General features: G+C 31.2%; 11 protein-coding genes. All 11 read left to right on the top strand.

The features are described from left to right. Positions 1–3 precede the first annotated feature (3 nt). The 11 genes from HMPREF2953_RS07150 (at position 4) to HMPREF2953_RS07200 (ending at position 12,849) form a co-directional block, all read left to right on the top strand. A complete protein-coding gene (locus tag HMPREF2953_RS07150; RefSeq protein WP_049336418.1) occupies positions 4–1,764 on the top strand; it encodes a 2-oxoacid:acceptor oxidoreductase subunit alpha in 1,761 nt (586 codons plus the stop codon). Continuing rightward, positions 1,765–2,631: a 2-oxoacid:ferredoxin oxidoreductase subunit beta gene (locus HMPREF2953_RS07155; RefSeq protein WP_049336416.1), complete on the top strand. Its 867-nt coding sequence runs from the start codon at positions 1,765–1,767 to the stop codon at positions 2,629–2,631. Between the two features lie 146 nt (positions 2,632–2,777). Next, positions 2,778–3,398 (top strand): poly-gamma-glutamate hydrolase family protein, encoded by a 621-nt coding sequence (locus HMPREF2953_RS07160; protein ID WP_070672571.1) that lies wholly within the window; start codon positions 2,778–2,780, stop codon positions 3,396–3,398. A 63-nt stretch (positions 3,399–3,461) separates the two neighbouring features. Then, positions 3,462–3,758 (top strand): thiamine-binding protein, encoded by a 297-nt coding sequence (locus HMPREF2953_RS07165; protein ID WP_070672574.1) that lies wholly within the window; start codon positions 3,462–3,464, stop codon positions 3,756–3,758. 183 nt (positions 3,759–3,941) lie between these two features. Then, positions 3,942–5,486 carry a tRNA (N6-isopentenyl adenosine(37)-C2)-methylthiotransferase MiaB gene (gene miaB / locus HMPREF2953_RS07170; protein ID WP_070672577.1) on the top strand — a complete coding sequence of 515 codons (1,545 nt, stop codon included), beginning with the start codon at positions 3,942–3,944 and terminating at the stop codon, positions 5,484–5,486. A gap of 1 nt (position 5,487) precedes the next feature. After that, positions 5,488–5,856, top strand: a complete 369-nt coding sequence (locus tag HMPREF2953_RS07175) for a YlbF/YmcA family competence regulator (RefSeq protein WP_049336408.1) — start codon at positions 5,488–5,490, stop codon at positions 5,854–5,856. A gap of 20 nt (positions 5,857–5,876) precedes the next feature. Continuing rightward, entirely contained in the window at positions 5,877–6,365 is a 489-nt protein-coding gene (gene thiW / locus HMPREF2953_RS07180; protein WP_070672580.1) for an energy coupling factor transporter S component ThiW, read from the top strand. Between the two features lie 203 nt (positions 6,366–6,568). Continuing rightward, the gene (mutS, locus tag HMPREF2953_RS07185) at positions 6,569–9,190 is read left to right on the top strand and encodes a DNA mismatch repair protein MutS (RefSeq protein ID WP_070672583.1); all 2,622 of its coding nucleotides are present in this window, start codon (positions 6,569–6,571) and stop codon (positions 9,188–9,190) included. A 12-nt stretch (positions 9,191–9,202) separates the two neighbouring features. Then, positions 9,203–11,227: a DNA mismatch repair endonuclease MutL gene (gene mutL, locus HMPREF2953_RS07190; protein WP_070672585.1), complete on the top strand. Its 2,025-nt coding sequence runs from the start codon at positions 9,203–9,205 to the stop codon at positions 11,225–11,227. A 15-nt stretch (positions 11,228–11,242) separates the two neighbouring features. Then, positions 11,243–11,776, top strand: coding sequence for a glycerol-3-phosphate responsive antiterminator (locus HMPREF2953_RS07195; RefSeq protein ID WP_002448755.1), 534 nt, complete (start codon positions 11,243–11,245; stop codon positions 11,774–11,776). Between the two features lie 254 nt (positions 11,777–12,030). Next, on the top strand, positions 12,031–12,849 hold the full coding sequence (locus HMPREF2953_RS07200; RefSeq protein ID WP_049336403.1) for an MIP/aquaporin family protein: 819 nt from the start codon (positions 12,031–12,033) through the stop codon (positions 12,847–12,849). Positions 12,850–12,943: the final 94 nt, after the last annotated feature.

A 12,943-nucleotide genomic window follows, 5' to 3' on the forward strand; every position in this document is an offset into this window, starting at 1 on the left:
GATATGAAACCACAAATATCATGGAAAGTGGGCGGACAACAAGGTGAAGGTATTGAGTCAACAGGAGAACTATTTGCTACTGCAATGAATCGAAAAGGTTATTATTTATATGGATATCGACATTTCTCAAGCCGAATTAAAGGCGGTCATACAAATAATAAAATAAGAGTCTCAACTTCTCCAGTTCATGCAATTAGTGATGATTTAGATATTTTAGTTGCATTTGATCAAGAGACAATTGAATTAAATCATCATGAAATGAGAGAAGATAGTATTATTATTGCAGATGCTAAAGCTAAACCTTCTAAACCAGATGATTGTCGTGCGCAACTTATTGAATTACCGTTAACATTAACAGCTAAAGAATTAGGTACTGCACTGATGAAAAATATGGTAGCGATTGGTGCAACTTGTGCAGTAATGAAATTAGATACAACACCTTTTGAAACGTTAATTACAAATATGTTTACTAAAAAAGGTCAAAAAGTTGTTGAAATGAATATAGAAGCGCTTCATCAGGGTTATGAGTTGATGAAGGATAAATTAGATACAGTAAATGGTGATTATTTACTAGAAGATAGTGAGGGCACACCACATTTATACATGATTGGTAACGATGCAATTGGATTAGGCGCGATTTCAGCTGGTTCAAGATTTATGGCAGCTTATCCAATTACGCCTGCTTCAGAAATTATGGAGTATATGATTGCAAATGTTCCAAAAGTAGGAGGTACTGTAGTACAAACTGAAGATGAAATTGCTGCAGCGAATATGGCAATTGGTGCGAACTATGCAGGAGTTAGAGCATTTACTGCGAGTGCAGGGCCAGGTTTATCTTTAATGATGGAAGCCATTGGTTTATCAGGTATGACTGAAACACCACTAGTTATTGTTAACACGCAACGTGGAGGCCCTTCAACTGGATTACCTACAAAACAAGAACAATCAGATTTAATGCAAATGATATATGGAACACATGGAGATATTCCTAAGATAGTAGTAGCACCAACTGATGCTGAAGATGCTTTTTATTTAACTATGGAAGCTTTTAATTTAGCTGAAGAATATCAATGTCCGGTTATCGTATTAAGCGATTTGCAATTGTCATTAGGTAAACAAACAGTAAAACAACTCGATTACAATAGAATTCAAATTAAACGTGGAGAGCTTATTCAATCAGATATTGAACGTGATGAAGATGATAAGTCATACTTTAAACGTTATGCACTTACAACATCTGGAATTTCACAACGTCCAATTCCTGGTGTTAAAGGTGGTATTCACCATGTTACTGGTGTTGAACATAATCAAGAAGGCAAGCCAAGTGAAGCTGCTGATAACAGACGTGAACAAATGGAAAAACGTATGAGTAAAACTGCGAACTTACTTATTGAAACACCTGTTGATTATGATGAGAAACATGAGAAAGCAGATATTTTATATATCGGATTTATTTCAAGTAAAGGTGCAATTGAAGAAGGAAGTAAACGATTAAATAATAATGGTATTAAAGTTAATACGATGCAAATTCGTCAACTTCACCCATTACCAAAAGATATTATTCAACAAGCTATTGATAAAGCTTCAAGCGTCATAGTAGCTGAGCATAACTATCAAGGCCAATTATCAAATATCTTAAAAATGAATACTGCCATTCAAGACAAATTAGTTAATCAAGCTAAATATGATGGTACACCTTTTTTACCACATGAAATAGAAGAAAAAGGACTTTCAGTAGCTAAAGATATGAAGGAGATGATGTAATTGGCTACATTTAAAGATTTTAGAAACAGTGTGAAGCCAAACTGGTGCCCAGGATGTGGAGACTTTTCAGTACAAGCTGCAATTCAAAAAGCAGCAGCAAATTTAGGTTTAGAACCTGAAGAAGTGGCATTAATTACGGGAATAGGTTGTTCAGGTCGTTTATCAGGCTATATTAACTCTTATGGGGTACATGGTATTCATGGGCGTGCATTACCTCTTGCCCAAGGAGTGAAAATGGCTAATAAAGATTTAACAGTCATTGCTTCAGGTGGCGACGGTGATGGTTATGCTATTGGCATGGGTCATACAATTCATGCATTACGCCGCAATATGAATATTACTTATATTATTATGGATAACCAAATTTATGGCCTAACTAAAGGTCAAACGTCTCCATCTTCTGCTGTTGGATTTGTAACTAAATCAACACCTAAAGGAAATATAGAAAAAAATGTTGCGCCATTAGAACTAGCACTATCATCAGGTGCTACATTTGTAGCACAAGGTTTTTCAAGTGATATTAAAGCATTGACAAAATTAATTGAAGATGCAATTAATCATGATGGTTTTTCATTTGTAAATGTGTTTTCTCCATGTGTGACATATAATAAAGTGAATACGTATGATTGGTTTAAAGAACACTTAACTAGTATTGAAGATATTGAAAATTATGATCCAACAGATAAACAATTAGCGATGAAAACTGTATTAGAACACGAATCACTAGTTAAAGGTATTGTATATCAAGACACAACAACACCTTCATATGAATCACAAATTGAAGAATTAGATGAAAGTGCATTAACTAAAAGAGATATCCATCTTTCTGAGCAAGAGTTTAATGACTTAACTGCTCAATTTGTATAATTTTTTTAAAGACATTCTTGAAAGCATCATATGACTTCAAGAATGTCTTTTAATTTAAGTTTAAATTTATAAAAATCTTGTTAAATTTCATTTATTTATTTTTATTAGGGAAGAAAATAATATAGTAAATAAAAGGAGTGGAAATGTTGGATAAATTTAAATCAATGCAAGAATTGGAAAAAGAAACGATTGAAAATGAAGACTGGAAAATAATAACTAAAAACCGAAATAGCAGCGTTTCAATACTAGCAATTCATGGTGGAGGCATTGAACCTGCTACAACTGAATTAGCAAGTATAATTGCTGATGAAGGCGGATATAATTACTTTACTTTCGAAGGTTTACGTAGTAAAGGAAATAAAGAATTGCACGTAACTTCTACACGTTATGATAATAAAGATGCAATGAATTTGGTAACTGAAAGTAACCAAGCTATTGCTATTCATGGTTGTGAAGGGAACGAGAGCATTGCTTATGTTGGTGGGAAAGACGAACGTCTAAAATCACTCATCAAAGAACAATTAAATAATATTGGTATAAAAGCAAAAGAAGCACCAAGCCATATTTCAGGTCAACAGGATAATAATATTGTTAATTGTACAACTAGAGGTAGGGGCGTACAAATTGAGTTAACTACCTCATTACGTAAAGCTTTTTTCAAAAATAATAAAACAAATCGAAATAGTAGAGAAAATCAATTAAATTGGGACAAATTAATGTACGACTTTGCAAAAGCTATAAAATCTGCAATAGAAAATATAGAATAACTCAGATTTATAAAGATAATCATGATAAAATAAAATCATAAATAAATCATAGAGGTGAAATTTATGCAAGATACGTTAATGAGTGTACAAATAGTTCCTAAAACACCTAATAATGATGATGTTATTCTTTATGTAGATGAAGCGATTAAAATTATTGATCAGTCGGGACTACATTACAGAGTAGGTCCTCTTGAAACGACTGTCCAAGGTGATATGAGTGAATGCTTAATTTTAATTCAAAAATTGAATGAAAGAATGGTTGAATTAGAATGTCCTAGTATTATTAGCCAAGTGAAGTTTTATCATGTGCCAGAAGGTATATCTATTGAAACTCTGACTGGTAAATATGACGAAGCATAACATATTTTAAAGTTAAATAACGTTTAGTTAAAGTGGAGTAAGATTCAATATGACATCTATTCCACTTTTTATTCAATATTTAATAATAAAATATATTAATTTTTAAACTCTTTTTGCACTTTAATGCTAATTTTAATATAATGTACTAATAATATTAGGGCATATAGAAAGGATTTTTGTAAAGTGAACGAAGAGCAAAGAAAAGCTGGTACGATAGATATTTTAGACGAACGTAATAAAAAAGCAGAAAAAGACTATAGTAAATATTTCGAACATGTTTATCAACCACCTAATCTTAAAGAAGCAAAAAAACGTGGTAAACAAGATGTTCAATATAATCGAGATTTTCATATTGAAGATAAATATAAAGGTATGGGAAAAGGACGAACATTTTTAATTAAAACATATGGGTGTCAAATGAATGCACATGATACTGAAGTAATGGCAGGAATTTTGCAAGCTTTAGACTATCAAGCAACTGATGATATTAATGAAGCAGATGTTATATTAATTAATACATGTGCTATTCGTGAAAATGCTGAAAATAAAGTATTTAGTGAAATAGGTAATTTAAAACATTTAAAGAAAAATAGACCTGAAACGTTAATTGGTGTATGCGGATGTATGTCACAAGAAGAATCCGTTGTAAATAAAATTTTAAAATCATATCAAAATGTGGATATGATTTTTGGAACGCATAACATACATAAATTACCTGAAATTTTAGAAGAAGCATATTTATCAAAAGCCATGGTCGTTGAGGTTTGGTCTAAAGAAGGCGACGTTATTGAAAACCTACCTAAAGTGCGTGAAGGAAGTACAAAAGCATGGGTTAATATTATGTATGGATGTGATAAATTCTGTACATACTGTATTGTACCTTTTACACGAGGAAAAGAACGCAGTCGTAGACCACAAGATATCATTGAAGAAGTTCGAGGTCTCGCTCGTGAAGGTTATAAGGAAATTACACTTCTAGGACAAAATGTTAATTCATATGGAAAAGATATTAAAGATTTAGATTATGGCTTAGGTGATTTATTAGAGGATATTTCTAAAATTGACATTCCACGTGTACGTTTTACAACGAGTCATCCTTGGGATTTTACAGATAGAATGATTGAAGTGATTGCAAAAGGTGGAAATATCGTTCCTCACATTCATTTACCTGTGCAATCTGGAAATAATGCTGTATTAAAAATAATGGGACGTAAATATTCACGTGAAAGTTACTTGGATTTAGTTGATAGAATTAAAGAAGCTATTCCTAATGTCGCCCTTACTACTGACATAATAGTAGGATATCCTAACGAAACAGAAGAACAATTTGAAGAAACACTTTCATTATACGATGAAGTTCAATTTGAACATGCTTATACGTATTTGTATTCACAAAGAGATGGTACGCCTGCTGCTAAAATGAAAGATAATGTTCCAACTGAAGTGAAAAAAGATCGCTTGCAACGTTTAAATAAAAAAGTTGGTCAATATTCAGAAAAAGCAATGCAACATTATGAAGGACAAGTTGTTACTGTTTTATGTGAAGGAACAAGTAAAAAAGATGAAACAGTTCTAGCAGGTTATACTGAAAAAAATAAATTAGTTAACTTTAAAGGACCTCGTGAAGCTATTGGTCAACTTGTTGATGTTAAAGTTAAAGAAGCAAAACAATACTCACTAAATGGTGAATTTTTACATTTTCATAATCAAGTCATGGTGACTAATTAATATGTATGAGAAAGAAGATATTCTAAAGCAAGCAGATAGTGTATCGAACAAAATAAAGGCACTAGAATTGATTAAACAATATCAAAATGTAGAGCAACAAATTCATGAGAATGCATCAATTGAACAAAAAATGAAACAATTAAAATTGCAACAAAAACAATCAGTAAATTTTCAAAATTATGGTAAGCATCAGGCTTATCAAAAATCTGAAGAAGAAATTTCTCAACTTGAAAAAGAAATCAATGCATTACCTATTGTTGAAGAATTTCGGTCAGCGCAATTTGAAGCAAATGAGTTGTTGCAATTGATGGTTTCTACTATGGAACAAAGTTTAAATAATCATAATGAAAAAGCACATCACGACTCATAAACAGAAGGGAATATTCAAAGATGAAAACTAAAAAACTTACCATTACAGCTTTACTCATTGCTTTTAATGTCGTATTTAGTAGTTTTATTATTATACCTTTAGGTCCAGTAAAAGCAGCCCCAGTACAACATTTTGTAAATGTACTATGTGCGGTTTTTGTAGGACCATGGTATGGTTTAGCACAGGCTTTGATTTCTTCTTTAATAAGAATAATATTTGGAACTGGCAGTGCTTTTGCCTTTCCTGGTAGTATGATTGGTGTGTTTCTAGCTAGCCTCTTCTATATGTATAGAAAGCACATATTTATGGCTGCAGTTGGAGAAGTGATTGGAACTGGAATCATTGGTAGTTTAATGTGCATTCCACTATCTTGGATATTAGGTTTGCAACATTTCTTTATCAAACCATTAATGCTTGTATTTGTAGTTTCAAGTTTTCTTGGTGCAGCGATTAGTTATATCTTACTTATAGTGTTAAAAAAACGAGGATTATTAGATAAATTCAAATAAATATTTTATTTAAGATTATCATTTCATACACTTAATAAGTTTAGTGCTTATTAAGCGTAGTAAAGAGATGATAATCTTTTATTTTTAAGTTGTAGAATAATATTCTAATTTGGATAACGAGCGCTTCAGTATGACATATGTTAAAATATACAAGTTAAAATGTGAGAAGAAAAAAGTATATATCAGTAAGGTTGTGAAAAAATATGGCTAATGTGACACCTATGATACAACAATATTTAAAAATAAAATCTCAATATCAAGATTGTTTATTGTTTTTTAGATTAGGCGATTTTTATGAAATGTTCTTTGAAGATGCTAAAGAAGCATCTAGAGTATTAGAAATTACCTTAACTAAAAGAGATGCTAAAAAAGAAAATCCAATTCCAATGTGTGGCGTTCCGTATCACTCAGCAAATAGCTATATTGAAACACTCATTAACAATGGATATAAAGTTGCTATTTGTGAACAGATGGAAGATCCAAAACAAACTAAAGGCATGGTTAAAAGAGAAGTAGTTAAAGTAGTCACGCCTGGAACAATGATGGAACAAGGCGGAATGGATGAAAATCAAAATAATTATATTCTTAGTTTCATTCAGAATGAAAATGGATACGCATTAAGTTATTGTGATGTTTCTACTGGTGAATTAAAAGCTACCAATTTTGAAGATGAAAGCACGTTAATTAATGAAATCATTACGATTAACCCAAATGAAATTGTAGTACGAGAAGACATAAATGAAGATTTAAAAAAACAAATTTCACTTACTACTGAAACGATTACAGTTAGAGAAGAAATTTCTGATATGGAATATAGTGTCAATACATTAGAAAATAATTTAATGTTTTTGACAACACAATTATTGTTAGATTATATTCATCATACTCAAAAAAGAGATTTGTCTCATATTGAAGATGTGATAACTTATGCAGCGATTGACTTTATGAAAATGGATTATTATGCAAAACGCAATTTAGAGCTTACTGAAAGCATACGTTTAAAAAGTAAAAAAGGAACATTATTATGGTTAATGGATGAAACAAAAACACCTATGGGTGCAAGACGCTTGAAACAGTGGATTGATCGCCCACTTATTCATAAAGACAATATTGAACAACGATTAGATATCGTAGAATCATTTATTGATCATTTTATAGAAAGAGATACTCTAAGAGGTTACCTTAATCAAGTATACGATATTGAAAGATTAGTAGGACGAGTAAGTTATGGAAATGTAAATGCTCGAGATTTGATTCAACTCAAACATTCTATTTCTGAAATTCCAAATATTAAATCACTTCTTGAACAAATGGATAATGTGACAACAACGCAGTTTAGCACATTAGAACCATTAGAAGATTTACTGAAAGTGTTGGAAGATAGTTTAGTAGAAGAACCACCTATTTCAGTCAAAGATGGAGGGCTGTTCAAACAAGGATTCAGTAAACAACTAGATGAGTATTTAGAAGCATCTAAAAATGGAAAAGATTGGCTAGCACAACTTCAAGCGAAAGAACGTGAAAGAACAGGTATCAAATCTTTAAAAATTAGCTACAATAAAGTTTTTGGTTACTTTATTGAAATCACACGTGCTAATCTTCAAGGATTCGAACCAAGCGAGCATGGCTATCATCGTAAACAAACTTTATCTAATGCAGAAAGATTTATTACAGACGAATTAAAAGAAAAAGAAGATATTATTTTAGGTGCAGAAGATAAAGCAATTGAATTAGAATATCAACTGTTTATTCGATTGAGAGAGCATGTTAAATCATATACTGAAAGATTACAAAGACAAGCAAAAGTGATATCAGAGCTTGATTGTTTACAAAGTTTTGCAGAAATTGCACAAAAATATAACTATGTTAGACCAAAATTTAGTGATGATAAGACATTGAACTTAGAAAATTCTAGACATCCCGTTGTAGAACGCGTGATGGATTATAATGATTATGTACCAAATGATTGTTATCTTGATCAAAATAACTTTATTTACTTGATTACTGGCCCAAATATGTCCGGTAAATCAACTTATATGCGTCAAGTGGCAATCATTAGTATCATGGCACAAATGGGAGCTTATGTACCATGTAATAATGCAATATTACCTATTTTTGATCAAATTTTCACAAGAATTGGTGCAGCAGATGATTTAGTATCCGGTAAAAGTACCTTTATGGTTGAAATGCTAGAAGCACAAAAAGCATTAACATACGCAACAGCAGATAGTTTAATCATCTTTGATGAAATCGGGCGAGGAACGTCAACATATGATGGCTTATCTCTAGCGCAAGCTATGATTGAATATGTAGCTGAAACATCACATGCTAAGACGCTTTTTTCAACCCATTATCATGAATTAACAACATTAGATCAACAGCTATCTAGTTTGAAAAATGTACATGTAGCAGCAGATGAGTATCAAGGTGAACTTATTTTCCTTCATAAAGTTAAAGAAGGTGCCGTTGATGATAGTTATGGTATTCAAGTTGCTAAACTAGCAAATCTTCCTGAGAAAGTAATTGAAAGAGCTCAAGTTATTTTAAATGCGTTTGAACAAAATGGATTATCAGATGAGAATGTCAATCGTCAACAGTATAATGACAACTCTAAAGATATTGAAAATAAGGATCATTTAATTAATAAGGAAGAACACTCAACTATTAAACAAACAGATGTGTTTGAACAAACAAGTTTTGACTTATTTAATTCGAATGAAACACAAAGTGAAATAGAGGCACAAATTAAAAATTTAAATATTTCAAATATGACACCTATTGAAGCATTACTTAAGTTAAGCGAATTACAAAATCAGTTAAGATAGAGGTGTTAATTCATGGGTAAAATTAAAGAATTACAAACATCTTTAGCAAATAAAATTGCTGCAGGTGAAGTGGTTGAACGTCCTAGTTCAGTAGTAAAAGAACTACTTGAAAATGCAATTGATGCTAAGGCGACTGAAATTAATATAGAAGTAGAACAATCAGGTATTTCCTCAATTCGTGTAGTCGACAATGGAACTGGAATTGAGCAAGATGATTTGCAACTTGTTTTTCATCGTCATGCTACCAGTAAAATAAATGATGATGACGATTTGTTTCATATCAGAACATTAGGATTTCGAGGTGAAGCACTGGCTAGTATTTCATCTGTAGCTAAAGTGACACTTAAAACGTGTACAGATAATGAAAATGGTCACGAAATTTATGCTGAAAATGGTGAAATATTATCTCAAAAACCAGCAAAAGCCAAAAAAGGAACAGATATTAAAGTAGAATCATTATTTTATAATACGCCAGCTCGGTTAAAATATATTAAAAGTTTATATACAGAATTAGGAAAAATTACAGATATTGTTAATCGAATGGCAATGAGTCATCCAAATATTCGCTTTTCACTTATATCTGATGGAAAAACGATGTTAAAAACGAATGGCTCTGGAAGAACAAATGAAGTGATGGCTGAAATATATGGTATTAAAGTTGCAAAAGATTTAGTTCACATTTCTGGCGATACGAGTGACTATCATTTAGAAGGATTTGTTGCTAAACCGGAACATTCTCGTAGTAATAAACATTATATTTCAATTTTTATTAATGGTCGATATATCAAAAATTTCGCTTTAAATAAAGCTATTACTGAAGGATATCATACACTTCTAACCATAGGTCGTTATCCTATTTGCTATATCAATATAGAAATGGATCCAATTTTAGTAGATGTCAATGTGCATCCAACGAAACTTGAAGTTAGACTTTCAAAAGAAGAACAACTTTATAATTTAATTATTGAAAAAATTAGACATGCATTTAAAGATAGAATATTGATTCCTAAAAATGATTTAGATCGAACACCTAAAAAAAATAAAGTATTGCATACATTTGAACAACAAAAAATCGATTTTGAACAAAAACAACAAAATATTTCAAATAACATAAAACAATTAGAAAATAAAAATGACCCCAACGTTTCGACTAACAATACCTTTTCAACAATAAGTCATCAATATGATGAAGAACATACCTCTGATGATTCTTACACTAGAGAAGATAACGAAAATTCTAGTGTCTATAATAATAAACGTAGTATGGATAAAGATTACTTCGACATTCAAAAAGATATTTTAAATAGTTTAGATCGTGCTGAGTCTTCAATCGATAACACTCGACATGATGAAACCAATATTTATAATTATGATGAAAATGATGACTTTCAAGAGAATGTTACAAATCAAGAAGAACAAGATATTAAAGGTAAAGTAAGTTCAACACCGTCTCGACGTGTGCCATATATGGAAGTAGTTGGCCAAGTACACGGTACCTATATTATTGCTCAAAATGAAAATGGAATGTTTATGATAGATCAACATGCTGCTCAAGAACGTATTAAATACGAATATTTCAGAGAAAAGATAGGCGAAGTATCAAATGAAGTACAAGATTTGTTAATTCCTTTAACATTTCATTTCTCAAAAGACGAACAATTAATTATTGATCAATATCGAGAAGAACTTGATAAAGTAGGGGTTCATTTAGAACATTTTGGTGGATATGATTATATTGTAAATAGTTATCCAGTATGGTTTCCTAAAGTGGAAGCAGAGGAAATTATTAAAGATATGATTGAACTAGTATTAAATCATAAAAAAATTGACGTTAAAAAAATGCGCGAAGACGCAGCTATTATGATGAGTTGTAAGAAGTCAATTAAAGCAAATCATTACTTGAAAAAGAATGAAATGGCAGATTTAATTGATCAATTAAGAGAAGCGGAAGATCCATTTACTTGTCCTCATGGTAGACCAATTATTATTAACTTTTCAAATTATGAATTAGAAAAATTATTTAAACGAGTAATGTAGAAGGGATGCATAGAAATGAAAGAACACGTACTACCAGCAATTCGAAATATGAAAGATTTAGAGAAATTAACTCAAACGGATTATAAAGTGTGTGTCCTTTTAGATATGCATGTAGGTCATTTAAGAAGCATTATAGAGTTACTTAAAAAACATGACATTGAAGCATATATTCATATTGATTTAATTAAAGGAATGGCACATGATGAATATGCATGTGAATATATCATTCAAACTTATAAACCAAAAGGGATTGTTTCAACAAAAACAAAAGTCATTCAAAAAGCAAAATCATTAAATGTACTTACTATTTTTAGAGTTTTTATTATTGATAGTCAAGCACTCAATCGTAGTATACAACTCATAAAGAAAGTGGACCCAGATTATGTTGAAGTACTACCAGGTATTGCTCATAAAATTGTTGAAAATGTAAGAGAAGCAACGGGTGCTAAAATTATAGCAGGTGGGTTAATCGAAGAAGAAAAAGAAGTGAATGATGCGATTAATAGTGGTGCAAGCTATGTAACCACAAGTAATAGAAAATTGTGGTAGAAATTATCTTTTTAACCTGAGACAAAAATTGAGGTCTCAGGTTTTTTATGTATTACTAAAAAAATAATTATAGTACGTTGTTTTAATCTACAAAATAAATTGTGACAACTTTTTTACAAAATCTATTGACAACGCTTACAATTATTTTGTATGATTTATACAAGTTAATATTTGAATGAGAGATGAAGAGATTTCTGCAAGCTTAATTATATTATAGTTTGTAGAAGTCTTTTTGCCTTGTAGGAGGTTAAAACATGAATGCTTATTTAGCAGAGTTTTTAGGCACGGTCATTCTTATTTTGTTCGGTGGAGGCGTATGTGCAAATGTAAATTTAAAACGTAGCGCTGGACAAGAATCTGATTGGATCGTTATTGCCGCTGGATGGGGCTTAGCTGTAACTATGGGAGTTTATGCAGTAGGACAGTTTTCTGGAGCTCATTTAAACCCAGCTGTGACAATTGCTTTAGCAGTTGAAGGAAGTTTTAGTTGGGTAAAAGTACCAGGATATATTGTTGGTCAAATGTTAGGAGGAATTGTAGGAGCTACACTTGTTTGGTTAATGTATTTACCACATTGGAAGGCAACTACAGAGCAAGGTGCAAAATTAGGTGTGTTCTCTACTGCACCTGCTATTAAAAATTATTTTGCTAACTTTTTAAGTGAAATTATTGGAACAGCTATTTTAAGTTTAGGGATTTTATTTATTGGGGTAAACAAAATTGCAGACGGATTAAATCCATTAATTGTGGGTAGTTTAATTATGGCAATAGGTTTAAGTTTAGGAGGACCTACAGGTTATGCCATTAATCCAGCTCGTGACTTAGGACCAAGAATTGCACATGCAATTTTACCAATTGCTGGTAAAGGCGGATCTAATTGGTGGTATGCTATTGTACCAGTACTAGGGCCAATTGCTGGCGGTATGATAGGTGCTGTGATTTATCAGGTTTTTTATAAAAATGAATTTACTTTTATGAGTGGTGTTAGCATTGTAGTTTTGATTGTTACATTACTGATTGGTTTAGCGCTTAATAAATCAAATAAACATAAAGATATTGAATCGATTTATTAAAAGAAAAATTTTAGTTTTAAATCATATAATATATTGACTATGTGATTCAAAGGATACTTAACACATACAGTCAGAATGAAAGAAGGAGAAAATT

The organism is Staphylococcus sp. HMSC072E01 (assembly GCF_001814125.1).
Classification (GTDB): domain Bacteria; phylum Bacillota; class Bacilli; order Staphylococcales; family Staphylococcaceae; genus Staphylococcus; species Staphylococcus hominis.